The organism is Halomonas sp. IOP_14, from assembly GCF_021021315.1.
Taxonomy (GTDB): domain Bacteria; phylum Pseudomonadota; class Gammaproteobacteria; order Pseudomonadales; family Halomonadaceae; genus Vreelandella; species Vreelandella titanicae.
In genome coordinates this window covers 113,904-135,332 of sequence record NZ_JAINWD010000003.1, presented here as the reverse complement: position 1 = coordinate 135,332, position 21,429 = coordinate 113,904, and the positions used below count along the sequence as shown (strand labels likewise).

The 21,429-nt window shown below is 53.4% G+C and carries 17 protein-coding genes; 5 read left to right on the top strand and 12 right to left on the bottom strand.

The genetic code is table 11. The features are described 5' to 3' along the window. Positions 1–36: 36 nt before the first annotated feature. The gene (locus K7H09_RS03675; protein ID WP_230803647.1) at positions 37–975 is read right to left on the bottom strand and encodes a DMT family transporter; all 939 of its coding nucleotides are present in this window, start codon (positions 973–975) and stop codon (positions 37–39) included. Between the two features lie 144 nt (positions 976–1,119). Here K7H09_RS03675 and K7H09_RS03670 point away from each other — a divergent pair, with 144 nt between their 5' ends. The 3 genes from K7H09_RS03670 (at position 1,120) to K7H09_RS03660 (ending at position 4,412) form a co-directional block, all read left to right on the top strand. After that, a complete protein-coding gene (locus K7H09_RS03670; protein ID WP_022522390.1) occupies positions 1,120–1,512 on the top strand; it encodes a DUF4168 domain-containing protein in 393 nt (130 codons plus the stop codon). 262 nt (positions 1,513–1,774) lie between these two features. Beyond that, positions 1,775–3,685 (top strand): DUF294 nucleotidyltransferase-like domain-containing protein, encoded by a 1,911-nt coding sequence (locus K7H09_RS03665; RefSeq protein ID WP_027958007.1) that lies wholly within the window; start codon positions 1,775–1,777, stop codon positions 3,683–3,685. Between the two features lies 1 nt (position 3,686). After that, complete coding sequence (locus K7H09_RS03660) at positions 3,687–4,412, top strand: 3'-5' exonuclease (protein WP_022522392.1); 726 nt, start codon at positions 3,687–3,689, stop codon at positions 4,410–4,412. Between the two features lie 130 nt (positions 4,413–4,542). On the opposite strand, the gene K7H09_RS03655 is transcribed toward K7H09_RS03660, so the two are convergent. From K7H09_RS03655 to K7H09_RS03635, 5 genes are all read right to left on the bottom strand, one after another. Continuing rightward, on the bottom strand, positions 4,543–6,180 hold the full coding sequence (locus K7H09_RS03655; protein ID WP_009288362.1) for a BCCT family transporter: 1,638 nt from the start codon (positions 6,178–6,180) through the stop codon (positions 4,543–4,545). A 40-nt stretch (positions 6,181–6,220) separates the two neighbouring features. After that, positions 6,221–6,643 carry a universal stress protein gene (locus tag K7H09_RS03650; protein ID WP_027958618.1) on the bottom strand — a complete coding sequence of 141 codons (423 nt, stop codon included), beginning with the start codon at positions 6,641–6,643 and terminating at the stop codon, positions 6,221–6,223. A gap of 155 nt (positions 6,644–6,798) precedes the next feature. Then, positions 6,799–7,674, bottom strand: a complete 876-nt coding sequence (locus K7H09_RS03645) for a glycine betaine ABC transporter substrate-binding protein (protein ID WP_009288361.1) — start codon at positions 7,672–7,674, stop codon at positions 6,799–6,801. A 167-nt stretch (positions 7,675–7,841) separates the two neighbouring features. Continuing rightward, the gene (locus tag K7H09_RS03640) at positions 7,842–8,672 is read right to left on the bottom strand and encodes an ABC transporter permease (RefSeq protein WP_009288360.1); all 831 of its coding nucleotides are present in this window, start codon (positions 8,670–8,672) and stop codon (positions 7,842–7,844) included. Next, complete coding sequence (locus tag K7H09_RS03635) at positions 8,672–9,874, bottom strand: quaternary amine ABC transporter ATP-binding protein (RefSeq protein WP_009288359.1); 1,203 nt, start codon at positions 9,872–9,874, stop codon at positions 8,672–8,674. Before K7H09_RS03635 ends, K7H09_RS03640 begins: the two co-directional genes overlap by 1 nt. 396 nt (positions 9,875–10,270) lie before the next feature. Between K7H09_RS03635 and K7H09_RS03630 the strand changes: the two genes are divergently transcribed. Further along, a complete protein-coding gene (locus K7H09_RS03630) occupies positions 10,271–10,738 on the top strand; it encodes a hypothetical protein (RefSeq protein ID WP_230803645.1) in 468 nt (155 codons plus the stop codon). Positions 10,739–10,899: 161 nt separating this feature from the next. Here the strand turns inward: K7H09_RS03630 and K7H09_RS03625 are convergent, their stop codons facing one another. From K7H09_RS03625 to K7H09_RS03605, 5 genes are all read right to left on the bottom strand, one after another. Then, on the bottom strand, positions 10,900–12,300 hold the full coding sequence (locus K7H09_RS03625; protein ID WP_027958616.1) for a sigma-54-dependent transcriptional regulator: 1,401 nt from the start codon (positions 12,298–12,300) through the stop codon (positions 10,900–10,902). 11 nt (positions 12,301–12,311) lie between these two features. Further along, positions 12,312–13,757 (bottom strand): ATP-binding protein, encoded by a 1,446-nt coding sequence (locus tag K7H09_RS03620; protein ID WP_022522398.1) that lies wholly within the window; start codon positions 13,755–13,757, stop codon positions 12,312–12,314. A gap of 53 nt (positions 13,758–13,810) precedes the next feature. Continuing rightward, entirely contained in the window at positions 13,811–14,989 is a 1,179-nt protein-coding gene (locus tag K7H09_RS03615) for a PQQ-dependent sugar dehydrogenase (RefSeq protein WP_422822634.1), read from the bottom strand. 92 nt (positions 14,990–15,081) lie between these two features. Continuing rightward, positions 15,082–15,957, bottom strand: coding sequence for an AEC family transporter (locus K7H09_RS03610; RefSeq protein ID WP_009288356.1), 876 nt, complete (start codon positions 15,955–15,957; stop codon positions 15,082–15,084). A gap of 78 nt (positions 15,958–16,035) precedes the next feature. Then, positions 16,036–16,950 carry a LysR family transcriptional regulator gene (locus tag K7H09_RS03605; protein WP_035538178.1) on the bottom strand — a complete coding sequence of 305 codons (915 nt, stop codon included), beginning with the start codon at positions 16,948–16,950 and terminating at the stop codon, positions 16,036–16,038. A 214-nt stretch (positions 16,951–17,164) separates the two neighbouring features. Here K7H09_RS03605 and K7H09_RS03600 point away from each other — a divergent pair, with 214 nt between their 5' ends. Next, positions 17,165–19,129, top strand: a complete 1,965-nt coding sequence (locus tag K7H09_RS03600; protein WP_141440755.1) for a ligand-gated channel protein — start codon at positions 17,165–17,167, stop codon at positions 19,127–19,129. 154 nt (positions 19,130–19,283) lie between these two features. Here the strand turns inward: K7H09_RS03600 and K7H09_RS03595 are convergent, their stop codons facing one another. Then, complete coding sequence (locus K7H09_RS03595) at positions 19,284–21,416, bottom strand: TonB-dependent receptor domain-containing protein (RefSeq protein WP_141440756.1); 2,133 nt, start codon at positions 21,414–21,416, stop codon at positions 19,284–19,286. Positions 21,417–21,429 lie beyond the last annotated feature (13 nt).

Genomic DNA, 21,429 nt, shown 5'->3' with positions numbered 1-21,429 from the left:
CCTGGAATAAAATTATCGACCATTATAAAAATCGGGTCATCGTCTACTCGCCTTAGGGCCGGGTTTCCGTATCACCATCACTACCCCAGTGATGGCCACCAACATACCCACAAGCCCTAACAAGGGAAGGCGTTCGTCAAAGAGCCACCACGCCTGAAGCGCCGTGACTGGCGGCACAAGATAAAAAAGACTCGCTACACGCGAAGCTTCCCCCTTTTTAATCAAGGCCATGAGTAACAGAATAGCTGCAATTGAGAGAATCAACACCAACCAGCCCAGGGTCAGCACAAAGGTGCTGCTCCATTCCACCTGGCGGGACTCAAAAAGCAGGGCTCCAACGCCCAGCAGAGCGCCCGCTGCTAAGTACTGAATCACCGCCCCTGAAAGCAGCGGCATGCTGGTGCAGTATCTTTTCTGATAGAGCGTACCCAGCGAAATCCCCATTAACGCGGCGGTGACACACAGCAGAGCACTAATCCCGAAGCCGTCAAACAGCGACTCACCCAGCTCAAGCTTACTGCCGAGGACTAAACTGATACCTATCAGGCCCAGCGCTAGCCCTGTCCATTGGCGCCAAGAGAGCTGCTCACCCAGCAGTGGGCCAGCGAAGGCGGCGGTCAGAAGCGGCTGCAGCCCCACCAGTAAGGCCGCTAAACCGGCGGGCATGCCCAGGTAAATGCCATAGAAGACGCCACCTAAGTAAGCACCATGGACTAGAAAGCCTGATATGGCGATATGTGTCCATAGCCTGGGTGATGAGGGCCAAGGTATCCGCATCACAACGACCAGCGGAGTCAGTAGCAGTAGCGTGAGTACAAAGCGAATAAACAGAAACGTAAAAGGTTCTGCGTAAGGCAGGCCGAACTTTGCACCAATAAAGCCAGTGCTCCAAAGCAGAACAAAAAGTGCGGGCATGGCGGCAAGTCCTGCTGAAGGTAAGTCGTTTTTACGTAACTTGCTGAATATGATAGACATATTATTTCCGAGGTGGCGTGTTTAATTCGTCTTTTAGATACATTTGGTTCTTTTTGTTACTAACTTTTACATAAAAGATTGAACCTGCTTGAGCATGGCGCGTCACAGAGGGCACATACACAACGCAATATTGAGGTTTCTTCTATGCAACGTATGACTGCTCTGTTCTCCGCTGCTCTGCTCGCGACCGGTTTGATGACGGCCACCGCCCACGCCCAGGAAGAGCAACAAGGCGCTGCACAAGATCCAATGGCAACCCAGCAAGCTCCTGCCCAGGATTTTTCTGACGACCAGCTCCAGCAGTTTGCCGATGCTTCTCAAGAAATTGCGGTTATTTCTCAGGAATATACCCAGCGTCTGCAGGAAGCGGAAGATGAATCAGCGCAACAGGAAGTGCGCACCGAAGCTAACGACCGCATGATCGAAGTGGTCGAAGACAGCGGCCTAGATGTTGATACCTTCAACGCTATTGGTCAATCCATTCAGCAAGATCCGGAAATGATGCAGCGTGTGCAGGAAATGGCTAACCAGTCATAAGTCATACTGCTAAAAGTGGCTGATGTGTTTTTGCTAATTTGGTCTGGCTAATATAGCAACCTTTATTTAGCAACGTTAATATTAGTATGGTTTCGGCCACCAAAGCCCGGTGCATAACTGCACCGGGCTTTTTTTGTGAGCCGATTGGCCTACGGTTAGTTTTATTATCCTTAGTGGGGTTTACCTAACTTAGCCTTCCCGCCACACTTTAGATTATGCGTTGATTATCCAGCCTATTGACCGGCAACACCAAGGAGTCCGTATGGATGTCGAACTGTTAGAAATACGCCAACATATGGGACGGTTTCCCCCTTTTGATGGGCTGTCGGATGATCTCCTTGATGCCATTGCTGAGCAGGTGGAAGTGAGCTACTTCAAAACAGGTAGCAGCATATTAACGCTTAACGAGATGCTCAATGATCTTTGCTATATCCGCAGTGGCGCTGTGGAGGTTTATCGTAGTCAGGGCGAGCTGTATAACCGCCTGGGCGAAGGCGATATTTTCGGTCACTTCAGCCTCTTGCGTAACCATAAGGTGCGTTTCCCAGCCCAGGCGATCGAAGATACCCTGATCTATTTTATTCCCAAGGCGGTCTTCCTGCGATTGTGCGAGGAGGATGACCATTTTGCGGATTTTGTCGAGTTGGAGCGACCGCGGCTTGAGAGCGCTGCCGAGCAGCAAAAGAAGTCCAACGACATGATGGTGACGCGGATACGCAAGCTGCTAACCCGCTATCCAGTAATGGTGGAAACGTCTACCAGCGTTCAGCACGCCGCGCAGCAAATGAGCGAGGCTCAAGCCTCCGCCCTGCTGGTAATAAAAGAGGGGAGCGATAACCCTCGCTACAGTTTTAAAGATAGCGAAGGCCAAACTTGGCAGATGTGCGGTATTTTAACCGATAGTGATTTTCGTACCCGCATTGTGGCCGAGGGGCTATCGCCACAAACCTCCGTCGGTGAAGTGATTTCCTCGCGGCTAATTACTATCCAGTCTGACGCCTCTGTTTATGAAGCGATGCTGACGATGTTGCGCAGTAACGTGCATCACCTGCCTGTGCTCTATCGTCAGCGCCCTGTGGGCGTAGTGCATCTCTCCGACATTATTCGCTACGAGACCCACAGTGGTCTCTATCTGGTCAGCAATATTTTTAATCAGTCCAGTGCCCAGGGGCTGGCACGCTTGGCGCCGGATGTGAGCGCGGCGTTTGTGCGTATGGTGCAAGAGGGCGCTAACTCGCAGATGGTGGGTAGCGCCCTTTCCACGATCGGACGCAGCTTTACTCGACGGTTGCTGGAAATGGCTGAAGCAGAACTGGGCCCCCCGCCGGTGCCTTATTGTTTTATGGTGAATGGCTCAATGGCCCGCAATGAGCAGAGCATCGTCACTGACCAGGATAATGCGCTGATCCTCTCCGACGAGTTTAATCCCGAAGAGCATGACGACTACTTTTACGCCCTGGCAAAAATTGTCAGCGATGGCTTAGATGCCTGCGGTTACACCTACTGCAAAGGTGACGTTATGGCGACCAACGTTCAGTGGCGTCAGCCGCTCAGCGTTTGGAAGGGGTATTTTCAGGATTGGATGGCCAATCCCACGCCTGAACGGCTGCTGCACAGCTCGATTTTCTTTGACCTGGATAGTTGCTATGGCGAAGACCTTTATGTGGAAACGCTGCAAGATTTGATTGCCGAGACAGCGCCAAAATCACCGCTGTTTTTAGCCGCCATGGCGCGCAATGCCTTAAACCGTACGCCACCGCTGGGGTTTTTCCGTACCTTTGTGATGGAGCAAGATGGCAAGCACAACAACTCGATCAACTTGAAGCGCCGGGGAACTGCGCCGATGGTGGATTTGGTGCGTATTCACGCTTTGGCCTGCGGTTCCAAAGCGCAGAACTCCTTTCAGCGCTTGAATGACATCAGTAAGACCCAACTATTGGCGACCGGCATGAGCGACAAGCTAAGTTATGCGTTTGAGTTTTTATGCATGTCGCGGATTCGCCATCAAATGATTGACCTACAAGAGGATCGCCTGCCGGATAACAATATCGAGCCCGAAAACGTGGCGGACAGCGAACGCCACACCCTGAAAGACGCTTTCCAAGTGCTTAGCAACGCGCAAAAATTCCTCAAGTTCCGCTATCCCATGCCTGCACAACGGCAGGGGCGCTAAGATGCGCGGTATACGCCCACGTCAAAAAATCGTCCAGGCCGATTGGAAGGGCTATATGGCCCAACGAGCGCAACAAGCGAAAAATCCTGCCCTTCAGCAATTCTTTGGTACGCCGTTGCCTGATCCTGAAACGCCCATTTCTGAGGTGCCCATGGTGGCGCTGGATATGGAAACCACTGGGCTGGATGAGAGGCGCCATGCGATTGTTAGTATTGGCCTCGTGCCCTTCACGTTAAATCGTATCAAATTGGCTGAGCGGCGCTATTGGGTAGTGAACCCTTCGCGGCCGCTAGCAGAAGCCTCAATTACCTACCACCACATTACCCATTCAGAGATCGCCCAGGCGCCGGACTTAGATGCGATACTGGACGAACTTCTGGCCCAGCTAGCAGGTCGCCTAGTGGTCGTTCATTTTCGCAATATTGAACGGCCTTTTTTGAATGCAGCTGTCAAAGCCCGACGTGGGGAAGGAGTGCTGTTTCCGATGATTGATACCATGTCGCTGGAAGCGCGGATGCACCGCCAAACCCTATGGGCGCGGTTCCGCCGCTGGCTGGGTCGCCCACCGGTTTCCATCCGTATGCATGCGAGTCGTGAGCGCTATGGCTTGCCCCCTTATCAAGGACATCATGCCCTGGTGGATGCATTGGCCACCGCAGAGCTATTGCAGGCGCAAATAGCCACCCATTATCGACCTGAAACGCCATTGAAAGATATTTGGTGTTGATGCTTAGCTGTCGACATACCAACAAAAACGGGCAACCCATTGGGTTGCCCGTTTACTAGCTAAATTTGAACAGTACCAGCAAGCTTTAAACTTATGATTGGTTTAAAACCATGGTCGGTTCAAAGCATCGCTAGACGGCTTTAGGTTCGCTCATCAACCCCTTGATAATGGCATAGCAGGCCACTAGCAGAATGATGGTGAACGGGAAGCCGGTAGAAACAGCCATGGTTTGCAGCGCTGTTAGGCCACCGCCTAGCAGTAGCGCAATGGCAATCGCGCCTTCGATGATCGCCCAGAAAACGCGCTGTGGCGTCGGTGCATCGACCTTACCGCCAGCGGTGATGGAGTCAATCACCAACGAGCCAGAGTCAGACGACGTCACGAAGAACACGATGACTAGCACAATGGCCACGAATGAGGTGATTTGTGATAACGGCAGCTGCTCGAGCATTATGAATAGCTGCAGATCAACGCCTGCATCGCGAACGGCCTCAATGCCTTGGCTGACGTACTGATCAATGGCTGTGCCACCAAACGTGGTCATCCATAGTACTGATACAGTGGACGGCACCAGCATCACCGAGACCAGAAATTCACGCACTGTACGACCGCGGGATACCCGCGCAATAAACATACCGACATACGGAGACCAGGAGATCCACCAGGCCCAGTAGAAGGCTGTCCAGCCCTGGCTGAAGTTGGCATCTTCACGACCAAAAGGATTCGATAACGCAGGTAGATGAACCGCATAGTTCCAAAGGTTTTCAAAGAAGCCCGTGGCAATCATCAGGGTAGGGCCAACAGCAATCACAAAGAAAAGTAGCATTGCCGCAAGAATAATATTGATTTTGGAGAGCAGCTGTACGCCCTTATCAACGCCTGCCACGATTGAGCCGATGGCGATCATCGTAATACCGATGATCAACAGGATCATGGTGATATCACTTTCCGGCGCACCAAACAGGTAAGTGAGGCCTGCTGCTGCTTGGGTTGCCCCTAAACCAAGGGACGTAGCCAAACCAAATAAAGTGGCAAACACTGCCAAAATATCAATCACGTGGCCTGGCCAGCCCCATACGCGCTCACCCAAAATGGGGTAGAACACAGAACGCATGGATAGCGGCAGGCCCTTATTGAACGAAAACAGTGCCAGTGAAAGCGCCACTACAGCGTAAATTGCCCAGGGGTGCAGGCCCCAGTGGAAGATGGTTGCGGCCATAGCTAACGCTTCAGCACCGGCAGCATTGCCTTCCGCACCCGCAAGCGGCGCCCAGCTGCCACCGTCAAATGAAGTGCCAAAGTGCGTCAGCGGTTCGTTAACGCCGAAAAACATCAAGCCAATGCCCATGCCTGCGGCAAATAGCATTGAAAACCAACCCATATAGGTAAAATCAGGCTTGGCATCGGCGCCACCAATGCGGATTTTACCTAAAGGAGAGAAGATCAGACCAATGCACAAAATGACGAATATATTCGCCGCTAGAATAAAGAACCAAGACAGATTTCCGGTCAAGAAATCGAAAATGTTTTGATAAATCGGTGCGACGGTCTCTTGCAGTGCCAGAGTTAACACCACAAATAGCAGCACGATAACGGCCGATATACTGAACACCTTACCGTGCAGGTCAAGATTGAGACCCATAGTATTCGTGGTGATGTTGTCTTGGCCGATAACGTAATCGGTATCGATCAGGTTAGCCGGGCCATCTGGGGCGGGTATACCCTCAGAGACCGGCTCATCAGGCTCATTTTTCGGTGTTTTGTCCATAAGTTTACTCCCTTAATTATTTTAAAAACGAAAGGCGGTTTTATTGAGCCAGACGAATTAAGAAGACAGAGGCGTTTGTGTGGGTTGCTACTTTGCCACCATGCGAAGGCATGACAATATCCAAATGCCGCGGCAGATGAGTTGCCATCATTACTAAGTCAGCCCCTACTTCGTCAATAGCTTTCTCAAGCAGTGTGTCGATATTCGCCATAGGGTCTGTTGAGCTATAAACCTTGCTGCTTACCGGTTGGCCATGAACCTTATGTCGTTCTTGCGCAAAAGCCTCGAGCTTTTGCGCATACTCCTGGGGAGTGCGGGCGACGCTTGTGGGTGTATTGGCCGTGACGCTGACATAGGTGATATGGGCGTCATATTGTTTGGCAAGGTCGGCTACAACGCTTAATGCGGGTTCAAGTGCTTCAAGGTGGGCAAGGTCTACCGGCACCATAATGTTATTAAACATGCCAAGCTCCCGAAATGACCTGTCACACTATCAAACTGCTTATAGTAGTGTGCTCATAACAATAGGTTGTACAAACTTAAGCAGTTGGGCTGGGGCTTACGAAAGCCCCAGCCCAACCATTGCTAACAAATACAACTTACCTAATCAAAATGGCATTAGCTATCGAGCCATTCTGCTACTACATCTTGGTTATCTTCAACCCACTGCTTCGCGTTCTCATAGGGGTCACTGCCATCTTCCTGGTTCATCAGCATGACCTCGCCCATCTGCTCAGGCGTCCACTCGAAAGCGTCGAGAATGGCATAGGCTCCTGGCATGTCGTCTTCCAGGCCTTGGCGAACTGCGGTGTGAATCTGCTCTGCACCGCCATAGACGTTTTCAGGGTCTTCTAGATATTTGAGATCAAAGCGGGCAAACATCCAGTGGGGCGTCCAGCCAGTAACAACGACATCTTCCTCGTTATTAATTGCACTCGACAGTGCCGCCGTCATGGTGGCACCGCTGCCACTACGCAGATTCAGCTCAAGGTCATAGGTATCCACAACCTCTTCGGTGAGGCTCATTAAACCTGCACCAGGGTCAATACCGATGATCTCGCCGTTAAAGCTGTCGGCGTTATCGTTAAGGTCTGCAATCGAGTCGACGTCAGTATACTCTGGAACCACAAGGCCCAGCTTGGTGCCGTCCAGGTTGGGGCCAAGGTCTTCAATACTATCGCCCAGGCGTTCCATGTAATCGGCGTGAGTGGTTGGCAACCAAGCAGCGACGATGGCATCCGCATCGCCAGTGGAGAGCGCCTGGAACATAGCCGCCGCTGAGAGTGAGGTTAGCTCGACGTCATAGCCCGCTTGCTCAAGTACTGCAGCGACCACGTTAGTTGAAGCGACTTCGGAAGACCACTCTACGTAGGCCAGGTTAACCATGCCTTTCTCTTCTTCAGCCTGCGCCGCGCTGCTGACGGTCACACCAGCACCTGCTAGCAGTGCCAGCGAAGCAAGACGGATACGGAGGTTCAATGTGCGATGTTTCATTCACTTTCTCCCTTGTGTATTAAAATATAAATGTACTGGTTATTAACGTGCATGATGCTTAACGAGCACGGTTGCTGCAAAACACAGCATGGTAAGCAAAGAGCGACTTAGCAAGCTAATGGCTCAACGCAGCCGCTTCTGCTGTTTTACTCTATCGCGCGTTTTCGCTATTGCCGGGTTTTTCTAAGCGATTGCGTCAGGCGGTCAAGCAGCATGGCCAGGATGACCACCGCGATGCCTGCTTCAAAGCCGTCGCCAGGGCGCAAGCGTTGAATTGCGCGCCATACTTCGCTGCCCAAACCATCTGCACCAATCATGGCTGCGATGACTACCATGGAGAGAGCGAGCATTATCGTTTGGTTGATACCTGCCATTACTGTGGGCAATGACAGCGGTAGCTGTACTTTGAATAACTTCTGGCCACGGGTGGCACCGTAGGCATCGGCGGCCTCAATCAGCTCCACCGGTACTTGACGAATACCCAGAGTGGTAAAACGAATAGCCGGGGGCATCGAGAAGATCACCGTGGCAAAAATCGCCGACACCGAGCCAATACCGAAAAATGGAATGGCTGGGATCAAATAGACGAACGCTGGCATGGTCTGCATAAAGTCGAGAATTGGCATAATGACCCGGTAAAGCCGGTTAGACAGCGCCGCGGCAATACCCACAGGTAACGCGATGACAACTGCCACCATGGTAGCGAACACTACCAGCGTGAGCGTTTCAATCATCGGGTTCCAGAGCCCCAGGTTCCAGATCAGTGCCAAGCCCGCAGCAGCGCCTATGGCTAGGCGAGTGCCCGCCAGCTTCCAGCAGAGCAGGGCGATCAAGCCAAGCAGCGCCCACTCGGGTAACCACATCAAGCCGTCATTTAAAACATCGATACCGGTTTGAGTGAAACGAGAGATGCCGCGGGTAACCAAAGAGTATTCGCTGGTCAACCAAGTCAGGCCGCCTTCAATCCAATCACCTAGCGGGATGCGTGGGATATCCATTATTGCTCTCCTGCTCGTGCCAGTTCGTCGAGTACTGCGCCTTTAACCACCACGCCTAGCAGTTGCTCTTGCTTATCAATAACGGCGATAGGGAAACTCTTTTCACTAAACATGGCAAACAGGTTATGCAGTGGCTCATCCATGGGGACTTTGCGGAAATCCTGGGTTAAGTAGGGAATAATCGAATCGGCACCCTCTTCAATGGCCCGGCTGGCGGCATCGGCCTCGAGTAGCCCGATAAGGCGGCGGTTGCGATCAACCACATAAATAGAGTCGATAGCATGGTCGCGCATGCGGTGTAGCGCCGTGCGTGGGCCATCGCTTTCCCGAGCGGTGGAGCGCAGTGGCCGCATGGCGCTCTCGGCGGTCAAGATACGTGCCCGGTCAACGCCTTCGATAAAGCGACGCACGTAGTCATCCGCAGGCTTGGTCAGAATCTCTTCCGGCGTGCCGATCTGCACCACTTCGCCATCTTTCAGCAACACGATACGGTCGCCAATGTTGAGCGCCTCATCCAGATCGTGGGTGATGAAGACCGTGGTTTTTTGCATTTTGGATTGCAGCTGCAAAAGCTCTTGCTGCATGTCTTTGCGAATTAGCGGGTCAAGTGCTGAGAAAGCTTCATCCATTAACAGTACGGTGGCATCGTTTGCCAGAGCACGGGCGAGGCCAACGCGCTGCTGCATACCGCCGGAAAGTTGATTCGGGTAGGCGTCTTCCCAGCCCTCCAGGCCCACTTGCTTAAGCGCATCATGGGCAATTTTATGGCGCTCTGTTTTCTCTACGCCGCGAATTTCCAAACCGAACTCGGCATTTTGCTGCACAGTGCGGTGGGGAAATAGCGCGAAATTTTGAAATACCATAGAGAAGTGACGGCGGCGGCACTCCAGTAACGCTTTCTCTTTTAGCGTCGGGATGTTTTCGCCGTCGATAATGATCTCACCTTCGGTGGTCTCAATTAGACGGTTAAGACAACGGATCAAGGTCGATTTGCCTGACCCCGAGAGTCCCATGATGACCAGCAGTTCGCCTTCATAGACATCAAACGAAATATTGGATAGCCCCAGTGTCTGGCCGGATTTCTCCAGAATTTCGGGGCGCTTCATTCCTTGATCACGTAGCTCAATGGCTTTTTGTGGGTGCTTACCAAAGACTTTGCTTAATCCGCGCACTTTAATTTTGACGGGTCGTGTCTCGTCCATCGGCGATGCCTTTTTGTTGAGCTGAATGGGCGTGTGTCGTTATTGCGCCATTCATAAAGAAATAAGAGCTTGAGTCGGATAATTTATTAAAAATTATTATACATAGGTGGGGCCTGTGTGTCACAACGGCTCGCTCAACGGGGCAATTAACGCTACATGTGTCATTTTTTACCCACTCGCGCGGGCTGCCTATAAGTACATAATGGCATTGCTAATGTTTTATAAGGCATTGATTATTAATTGTTTATATTGGTTTTTTATGTTTTTGGCACGTAAAGTGATTGTAGTTTAAGTAGAGTGTTGTGAATAACTTGTATACGTGTACGGAAAGCTGACTGTCGATTTTTCCAGTGAAATGTTTAGAAACAAGCAGCGTAAGTAATGGAGGTGGGTATTATGGATAAGCAACACGACCACATTGAGAGCAAGCAAATTTCCAATCGCCCACGCTGGTTAACGCTGTGCATGATGGCGACAGCGGCAAGTGTAATTGTGTTAGCTGGTTGCGGTGATAACGAAGAAACAGCGCCACCTGCTGAAGAGCCTTCACCATTAGAGCAGGATGCCACCACTCAGCCGGAACCGGGTATGAGTGAAGAGTCAGCGATGGAGCAGGATCCAGGCTTAAGTGAAGAGCCAGCAGCAGAAAACAGCATGACGCAATCTGAAGAAACGATGTCAGAAGATCCTATGCCAGAAGAGTCCATGCCAGAAGAGTCCATGCCAGAAGAGTCCATGCCGGATGACACCATGGACGAGCCCGCAGAGGGCACTATGAACCCTGACGACGAGCCTGGCTTTGGTGAAGGAACCGAACCTATGCCTGGCGCTGAGGAAGAGGATGAAAATTCGACCAGTAACTAGTCTTTAGCAAGTGTACCGCTCCCTACGATGGTAAATCGCCTCAGCTGTTTGTTCCCTGCGGCTGCTCCACACGATTTGCCATCCTTTCCGCCCCCGCGCCCGCGGGGGTTTTTTTGTCTGTTTTCTAGCTAGCGCATCCCACCTTATCAGTATCCTGGTAGTTACTCTTCACTGTCTTCCAGGCGACGATAGAGTGTCCGACGAGCAATGCCCAGCACTTCTGCGGTGCGTCGTTTGTTGCCACCCGTTGCTTCTAATACCTTGTTAATATAGCGCTTTTCAACTTCTTCTAGGCTAGGCCAGCGGATTGGCGTTGCCGAGGGCACCTGGCTCCCTGCCAGCACTTCGCCACTGACGGTAGGCACCAGTGGGGTACCGCTTTCCACCGTTGATTGTTCGCGCAGCCGTTCGGGCAGATCTTTATGGCTGAGCGAGCCATCTTCGCTCAGGGTAACTGCCCGCATGATGGCGTTTTCCAGTTCGCGAACGTTACCGGGATAGGCATAGTTGAGCAGGTTGTTGAGCGCTTCTGGCTCGATTTGCTCGATCTGCTTGCCCTGGGCCTCGGAGTGCTTGTCGATAAGGGCAAAAACAAGGTGCTCAATATCGGTACCGCGCTCGCGTAGCGGGGGAATGCGCAGCGAGAACGTTTCCAAACGGTAGAACAAGTCGCTGCGGAAATTCTCCTGCTCGATTTCCTTCTCCAGGTTGCGGTGAGTTGCAGCGATGATGCGGACATCTACTGGCTCTTCGCGCTCGCCGCCCACTGGGCGCACGGTTTTCTCCTGCAAGGCCCGCAGTAGTTTAGCTTGCAGATTGATGGGCATTTCACCAATCTCATCTAAAAACAGGCTGCCGCCCTGAGCGCTTTGAAAGAGCCCTTTGCGCGCCTCATTAGCCCCGGTAAAGGCGCCTTTTACATGACCAAAGAACTCACTCTCCATCAAATCTGCGGGAATGCTCGCACAGTTAACCGGCACAAAGGGTTGGTCATTGCGAGGGCTTTCCTGGTGAATGGCGCGGGCGAGTAACTCTTTGCCGGTACCGCTTTCCCCTAAGATCAAAATGGGGGCATCGCTTTTGGCAAGGCGGGAGGCGTCATGAAACAGTGTCTGCATGACCTGGCTTTTACCCACAATGCCGTGGAAATGGCTGATATCCGTGTCGTGGAAAACCGCCAGGCGTTGGCGTTCCAGCACACGAAATACGGCATCGCGGATGGCATCAAGGTCTAACGGCTTGGTTAAAAAGTCGTCAGCCCCTAGCTTAAGTGCCTCAACCGCCTGATCGATGGTACCGAAAGCGGTAATCACAATAATGCCCAGCTCACTGCCTGCTTGGCGGAGCTGCTGGAGTAGCTGAATGCCGGTCATACCCGGCAGTCGCACGTCGGTAATTACCAGTGAGACGGTGGTGTGGCTTAGTAAGGCGATCGCCTCTTCAGCGCTAGGTACGCCGAGCGTCGTGTAGCCTGCATCCTGCAGTTCTTCTTCTAATAACTCACGTATAGCGGCGTCATCTTCAACCACCAACAAAGGTAAAAGGGGATCCTGTTGGGTCACAAACGTTGTCCTCACGCGGATGCGGTTTCACTAATAGGTAGTGTGATTTCAAATCCAGCGCCGCCAAGGGCGCTGTCAAACACGCCGATCGTACCGCCGTGGTCGTTAATAATGCGATGTACCATAGAGAGTCCCAAACCGCTGCCTTGACCGACCGGTTTGGTGGTGAAAAATGGGTCGAACACTTTGTGATGATGGGCACTGGGTATCCCTGGGCCATCATCTTCCACCCACAGTATTAATTCGTGCTCTTGCTGCTGGGCGCGCACTCGAATTCTGTTCACTTCGGGGGCTTGCGCTGCATTGCGCAGCAAATTGGTCAGCACCTGTACAATTTGTTGGCCGTTGGCGAGTAAGTTGGGTGTCGGCGACGGTAATTCAATGTCTAAACGAATATTGCGTGGCTCCAGCTCGTCTTCAACCAAATCGCTGGCATTCATAATAAGCTGATCAAGCGCCAGTTCGCCTTTCTCTACGTTATGTTGGCGGCCTAATTCCATCAACTGGCGCACAATTTCAACGATGCGCTCGACTTCGCCACGAATACGCCCTAGTCGTGCGCGTTCGTCATCGCCAATCACATCGCGGCGAGCCAAACGCTGGGCCTGGCCATTGATCACCGTTAACGGCGCACCTATCTCATGGGCAACGCCGGCTGCCAATACGCCCAGTTCAGCCAGCTTTTTCGATTTGCGCAGGCGCTTTTCAAGCTCAATTTCGCGCCGTTGGCGATTTTCGATCTCTTGGTCTTTTTCGGCCATCGCATCCAGCATGCCATTCAAGCCGGAGGCAAGGTGGCGATATTCGATAGGGCCGTCTTCGGTGGCGCGTTGGCTGCGGTCACCTTTTTCTACCAACTGCATTACGTGCAGCAGCCGGTTAAGCGGGCGCTCGATATGGCGGCGAAACCCCCACCAAATACTAAACACGATTCCGGCGGCGCCAATCACAAACACCAACACGGCCACAATACTGATAAAACCCGTGTAGTTCTCAATACCGGTATTTAGCCGATTAACCTGCAGTACCCCATATACAGTGCCATCTTGTGAGCGCAAGGGTGTCAATGCAGAGTAGTAATTCCATCCATCGTGTTGGCGATAGTTGCTATATAAGTCATCGCGCTCAATGATTTGTTGAATCTCTTCACGGCTGAAAATATCTTTGCCTAGGCCCAGCCCGTAAATATCGCGACCTTGGGTATCGAATACATAGGCCCCGTAAATTCGATGGAAGGAGAACGCCGACTGTAGCGCTTCTTCAAGCGGCGTGTTGCTATCTGGCGTAACCGCGTAGCTGAGCGACGAGCTCAGCGTCCGGGTAATAATCTCAACTTCCGTTTGTAGCTTTGAGCGTACGTTATCTTCGAGCGACTTGATTGCCACTAAGCTAAAAACCACCAGGATGACAAATAGCGGCACAATCACGGTCAAAATAATCAAATTGCGTAGTCGCATGGGGCATCCATGGTGGTTTTAATACGTTTTAATATCAGCCAGTGAATGAAGCGCTACTGGTTCGTTGGCGCTAGGCGGTACAAGCCGCCCTGGGGGGCGTCAGTGAGTAAGTAAATGGCATCATCAGGGCCTTGGCGAACATCGCGAATGCGACCCACTTCGCCTTGTAAAATCAGCTCTTCCTCGGTGACACGGCCCTCTTCCAAGCGCAGGCGCAACAGCTTCTCGCTACCTAGCCCACCGGCTAATAAGTTGCCTTGCCACTCACTAAAGGCGTCGCTAGTCACTTCGGCAAGCCCAGCGGGGGCGAAGCGGCCTTCAAATACATACACTGGATCAACCATGCCGGGGAGCGAATCTTCGCCAATCGGCTCGTTGGTTGCATAGTCATTGCCCTGGCTGACCTTTGGCCAGCCGTAATTATTGCCCGCTTCGATATGATTCAGCTCGTCGCCGGTGCGGGGGCCATGCTCTGACGCCCAGGCTTCGCCGTTACTGAGCACGACCATGCCTTGAATATTGCGATTACCCATGGAGTAAATTTCATCCAGGGTGGTGTCATCACCAACGAAAGGGTTGTCATCGGGAACGCCGCCAGTAGCGGTAAGACGCAGGGTAGAGCCCGCGTGGTCATCGCTTGCCTGGGCGCGGGGCGGTTCACTGCCGCGATCCCCAATACTCATTAGCAGGGTACCGTCGGGCAGCCACGCCAACCGCGAGCCGTAATGGCGGCCCGGCCCAGAGGCGCGATCTTGTTCAAACAAGTGTTCGACCTCTCCTAGCTGGCCATTGTGCCATTTTATTCGCGATAATGCTGAACGGCTGTTATTGCCCTCGGGCTTGCTCCAGGTGAAATAGATCCAATCGTTATCACCCTCGCTATTTCCGCCTTCAAAATCAGGATGTAACGCTATGTCTAGCAAACCGCCCTGGCCCTGAGTACTCACTTCGGGCATGCCTTCCAACGTACTGGCTTCACCGCTTTCGGGGTCGACAAGTTTCAGTTGCCCGCTGCGTTCGCTCACCAAGTAGCGGCCATCGGGTAAAAACGTCACCGCCCAAGGATGCTCAAAACCATCGGCGATACGCTCAATGGAAAGGTTTAAATGGTCGGTTTCCAGCGATTCCTGGACGATTTCCGCATTTGCCGTGTTAATAGCGCCCGCCAGCACTAGCCCACTGATCCTTGCCCAAGCCCCATGGGGCAGTGGGCGTTGGGTATGATTGTTCATGTGAAGCATAGCGTGCCCTCTGGTGACGTTAATCATTGGCATCCTTGCCAGTAGTCTAGCAGTGACCTTTTAGTCACGTGTGGGTTCCACTATTACATGAGCAGGGCGAGTAGCACGGGTAGGTAAAACAGCGCTAACAACGTTGAGCAGAAGACCAAACTGGCGACATAAACGGGTTCGCGCTGGGCACGCTGAGCAAAGAGATAATTGAATACCGCCACCGGCATACACATTTGCAGCACTAAAATGCTCTGTGCCAGTGGCGGAAGGCCCACCCAGCCAGCGATCAACCAGGCGACCACGGCAGCGAGGGGCACGCGCACCAGGCTAAATCCGAGCCCTGAACGCAGGTTCTTCACCTGAATGCTGGCTAGCGATACGCCCAGAGTAATGAGCATGAGCGGTACCGTGAACCCTGACATTAAGTCCACCGTATTCGCCAACCAGGGCGGCAGGGAAGTGTCCGTCAGCAGCAGCGCCATGGAAATCGCAATAGCGTAAACCGTGGGCGTTTTGGCAAGCGTTTTGAGCGGGTTGCCCTGGCTATTAAGCACCGCGCCTAAGGTGAACTGAAACAGCGAGACAGTCACCATCACCGTGATGCCGTATGCAAACCCGGCACTGCCAAAGGCGTAAAGCACCACCGGTAAGCCCATATTGCCGGTGTTGGGGTACATCATGGGGGCAAGCAGCACTCGCCAACTGCGGCGCAACAGTTTTGCCACCACAAAAGTAGCGGCCCCCATGGTGATAATCACCAGCGCGGCGGCCAGCATCGTCTGGCCAAAGGTGGTGGCATCAATATCGGCACCCGCCAGGGATGCTAATACCAGTGAGGGTGTGCCAATGTTAAACACTAGCCGGGTAATGAAGTCGACCGGGTAGGGATGGCCTAGGCGTACCCACAGGTAGCCGAGCCCTGCACCCGCCAGCACGGGCGCCATGACGGCAAAAAGTTCGGCAAGCATTGGCTGTCCTTGGCAATCGTTAGCCGCCCATTGTCGTTAATAAGCGGGCTAACTGGCAAGGCAAACACTCGAATTAACCTAGACGGCGGCGGCTGACGTGCGCCACGGGGCGGGCACCTGGCTGCGTAAAAACTCTAACAGCGCGTGGGTACGGCGTGATTGATGACCGTAAGCGTAGAGCAACGTGATGGGGAGAGGCACCGGCTCCCAGCCCGGCAGGCAGTTAACCAGTTCGCCTGGATGATGCTGTTCGCGTTTTGCAGTTAACCAGTGTGAGAGCAACCCGATCCCCTGGCTGCGCGCGATGGCATCAATATGCAGGGCAGTAAGGTCTACTCGCAGCCGGGAACGGGGCGGGTTAAAAGCGTACTGGCCATGCTCTTGATGAGTGAGCAGCAGCCCATCAGAGGCAGAACCCAACAGATCTATCCAGGCGTGCTGGTTCAGTTCGTCGGGGTGTTGAGGCGTGCCAGCCGCCGCTAAATAGTGTGGGCTGGCATAAAGCCCGCGGGTTAAATGCCCCAAGCGCTCCTGGTTTAGCCCGCACTCGTGCGTTGGCCCAAGCCAGACATGAACGCTATTGCTGTGCATTTTAGTGGGTGGTGTTTCCCTGGTGTGTAGCGTTAACTCTACCTTGGGGTGGCGGTTTAAGAAGGCATCAATCGTGCCGGGTAACCAGCTGCGTGCCAGGGCACCGTGTACCTCAAGGGTTATTTCGCCGCTAATCTCCTCACGCAGCTCTGCCAGCGCCTCCTGGCTATGAGCCGCCATTGCCAAAAGCTCGGTGCAGTAGTTGTGAAACAGTAACCCCGCCTCGGTAGGAATCAAGCGGTTGGCCTGACGGCGCAGCAGTGGCTGGTTAAGCCGGGTTTCGAGCTGGCTGATACGGCGGCTAAGGGTCGATTTGGCTAATCCGAGCTTTTGAGCGCTGCGAGTCAAACTGCCCGTGGTCATCACATCGGCAAAGGCGGTAAGTTCGTCAAAGTCATACATGGTCAGGCCCACGGAAAAGGGTGAGCGCTAATTGTGCCATTTTTCGGTGCGAATGAAAATAATAGGCATTTGTGTTCCGGTATGCTGAACGTACCGTCTCACCCCAGTGTGCAAAGAGTGTGTAAAAATATTAATGCTAATAATTCGCATTTAATAGAGCGAATGCTGACCCACATTCCTCACACACATTGCTCACACTATGAAGGACGAAGTTATGTCTCCCTGTTTGCGCCGAACGCTGCTGGCCAGCGCCATCTCTTCCCTTGCCAGTAGCGCATTATGGGCACAAGAAGCACCCCGTTTAGACGATATGGTGGTCACTGCGTCGGGGTTTGAACAGCAGATTACCAATGCGCCTGCCTCTATCAGCGTGGTTTCCCGGGAAGAGTTAGAGCGGGGCCACTATCAAAGTGTCACCGATGCGCTGCGTGACGTGCCCGGTGTGATTATTACTGGCGGGGGCGCTGGGGATAACGGTCAAGATATCTCCATTCGTGGTATGCCTTCCCAGTACACGCTTATCTTGGTGGACGGACGCCCGCAGAATTCCCGCGAGTCCCGACCCAATGGTAGCGCCGGGTTTGAGCAAGACTGGCTGCCACCGCTACAGGCTATCGAGCGCATTGAAGTAGTGCGTGGGCCAATGTCGACGCTCTACGGCTCCGATGCCATCGGCGGGGTAATTAACGTGATTACCCGCAAGGTTGCGCAGGAGTGGCACGGTAATGTTCAACTCGACACCGTGCTTCAGGAAGACAGCGACTCCGGCGATAGCCGCCAAGCTAATTTTTATCTGAGTGGCCCGCTGGTAGGGGAGCGTTTAGGGCTTCAGCTCTATGGTCGCGCCTCTCAGCGCGATGAAGACAATATCCTCAACGGCTATGAAGATAAAAGCCTACAAAGCCTTACCGCACGATTTAGCCTTGCCGCATCAAAAAAACACGACTTCACGTTTGAGGCCGGTATCACGGAGCAGGAGCGCGAATCGCTGATGGGCAACTCGGCGCCATCAGAGGGCTGTCGCGGTGGTTGTGAGGATAGCTTCAATGACTATACCCATCAGCACGTTGCGCTAACCCACAGTGGCCGCTTCGATTGGGGTACCAGCGAAACCTACCTGCAGCGTGAGCGCAGCGAAAATAAATCGCGGGATATTGAAATCACCAACACCACCGCCAAAACCAGCGCGGTCATTCCGCTAGGCATGCATATGGTGACGGTAGGCGCTAACTACGAGGAAGAGTCGCTTGACGATAGTACGACGAATCAATTGCCTGGTTCTGATCGCAGTGAGATTGAGAATAGCCAATGGGCACTCTTTGTTGAAGATGAGTGGATGCTTACCGATTCCTGGGCATTGACCGGCGGTTTACGTGTTGATGATGACGACAATTACGGTAGTCATTTAAGCCCGCGTCTTTACAGCGTGTGGAATATGACGCCTGATTGGACGTTGAAAGGCGGCGTTTCAACCGGTTATCGAGCGCCTAACCTGCGCGAGATTACTCCCGACTGGGGACAGGTCAGCCGTGGTGGCAATATTTACGGTAATCCTGACCTTGAGCCAGAGACCTCGCTCAATAAAGAGCTGGCCCTGCTTTATGCCAACGATAGTGGCTTGAGCGGCGGTGTCACGCTATTCCATAACGACTTTGACGATAAAATTACCCGCATTGCTTGCCCCATCGATATCTGTACGGATGGCGCTAACGATTATGGTAGCGACCCGACTTACCGCGTCAACGTGGATGAAGCGGTGACTCAGGGCGTAGAGGCGAGTGTGGCTGCGCCGTTAACCGATACCGTTGAGCTAACGGCCAGCTACACCTATACCGATAGCGAGCAAAAAAGCGGTGAGTATGCAGGCGAGCCGTTAACACAGCTGCCTAAGCACCAGGTATCCGCCTCGTTAGATTGGCAAGTCTCTGCCAAGTTGAGTCAATGGACAAAAGTCACTTACCGCGGCGAAGAAAGCCAACCGACTACTGGCCCTTCGAGCAGTGCCATTGTGGCTCCTTCCTACACCTTTGTAGATGCAGGTATTGGCTACCAGCTAAATGAATCGACTCAACTGAACGCGGGTATCTACAACCTGTTCGACGAAGCGATTGACTACGATGAGTACGGCTATGTGGAAGATGGCCGCCGGGTTTGGTTAGGTCTCAACGTCGCCTTCTAAACGCTAGGTTCCCGTTATAAACGCAGTACAGCAGCGGCTATCCAGCGATAGCCGCTTTTTTGGCTGCTAGGCAAGGAGAGGAGAGTCAGCAAAAAAGCCCCAGCGCATGGCCGGGGCAGAAATCAGCATTGAAACAGTAGCGAGCTGAAATTGATTAGAACTCGTAGCGGGCGGATAGCCACAGACGGCGACCTTCTTCACTATTGGCGTAAACGTTGCCAAAGCTGGAGCCATCGCCGTAGGCGCGGTAGTCGACAAAGTCTTTGTCAAACAGGTTATAGATGGTTGCGCTCAGATTAAGCTGATTGGTGACTGCATAGTTACCGCCTAAGTGAAACAGTGAATAGGCTTTAAAGTCGCCCAGGTCATCAAACGAGGGGGCACCGCGGACGCTTTCGCGGTTACGGTAGCGTTCGCTGCGGTATTCTGCTGATAGCCAGGTATCCAGCTTTGCCGTTGTCTGCCAGCGTAGGGTGGCGTTAATGGCGTGTTCCGGGGTATCTGTCAGCGGCTCGCCCTTGTTATCGCCACTCTTCTGTTCGCTATCGGTGTAGGTGTAATTGGCGTTGATGCGCCAATCGGGAGCGAACTGGTAGCCAGTAGAGAGCTCAACCCCTTGGGTGATCGCTTCATCGATACTGATATCCTGGCTATACAGGCCGTCAGGAATCAGCGGGTCGTTTTCCACCAGGATATCGCTGCCACTGGCAATCTTATCGTCAAACTGGTTGTGGAACAGCGTGGCGCTGGCGGTAAAGCCTTGCTGGTTGTCGTAATGGGCGCCGATCTCGCTGCTGGTGCTGGTTTCAGGCTCAAGATCCGGGTTACCAATAGTTAGTACGGTGCCTTGGCCGGTAACGCCATTGATGCCATCGTGAAGATCATTAAGCGTGGGCGTTTTATAACCGCGGCTCACGCCACCTTTTAATGTCCAGTTGGGCGCCGTGTTCCACACCAAGTAGCCGCGCGGGCTGAACTGGCTGCCAAAGGCATCGTGGTGATCGTAACGGCCACCTAGGGTCAGGGCCAAATCGTCCCGTAGTAGCCACTCATCTTCCGCAAATAGCGACCAGGTGGTTTGGGCAAAGGTCTCACCGGCCAAGCCGTCGTCAAGCTCCGCATCCCACCACTGCATACCCACGGTGGCCATATGGTTGTCTAGCGGCATGATGAATTTGCTGTCGAGCACGGTATTGGTGGTTTCCAGCTCCCGCGGCGCACCGCCGACAATGCTGGGAAAGCCTTCGTAAGCGACGCCCACATCACCAGGAATCGTGCGTCCTTTGGTTTCGGTGGTATTGCGCATCAGGCTGGATTCCAACGTACCCGAGGCAAAACGTCCGGTGTGGCCAATGGCGATTTGCTCGCGCTCAAAACGGAGTTCATCCGAATAGCCGGTGGCGCTGCCAGGGTCGGGCGCGCAGCTGCGGGTGCGGCCATCCAGGGTGCCTAGCTGGCACTCATCGTTGTTATAGCGCTGACGATTGACTTCACCATCTAGCCACAGGTCATGGCTATCAGAGGGTGTCCAGGTTAGCTTGCCGCCGATGTTGTAGGTATCGCCTTCCACCGGGCTGGGGCCGCGCTGGCTAACTTCAATAGGATTGCCGTCACCGTCGGTGTAGGTGAGTTCAGAAGCATCGCGCTCATAAACCCGCCCGCGCAGTTGCAGGCCAAGGGTATCTTCCACCAAAGGGCCACTGGTATACAGGTTGATCTCGCGACGATCGCCAAAATCGCGATCTTCGTTAAAGGTGTTTTCGACCCCGATAGAGCCAGTCCACTCGCGGCCAACCCGACGGGTAATAATGTTGATTACCCCGCCCATGGCGTCAGAGCCATACAGTGTCGACATCGGCCCACGAATAACTTCAATACGCTCAATGCTGGAAATGGGCGGAAAGAAGCTGGTGGACGTTTCGCCAAAGCCGTTGGGCGTCACGCTACCGGCAGTATTCTGGCGGCGGCCGTCAATCAGGATCAGCGTGTAGTCGCTGGGCATGCCACGGATACTAATATTACTACCACCGGTTTTGCCCACTGAGCCGCCGACATCCACTCCCTCAACGTTGCGCAGGGCATCGGCAATACTGGTAACCCGTTGACGCGAGAGCTCTTCGCGGGAGATCACTGAAATGCTGGCGGGGGCATCGACCATCGCCTGTTCAAACCCGCTGGCCGAGACAACGATATTGTCCAGCTGTTGATCTTCTTGAGCGGTGGCTGTGCCTGAAGTAACAGCAAGCGTGACGGCGCTAGCCAGAACAGAGCGAGTAAAGCGTGGCATGTCATCCCCTCTT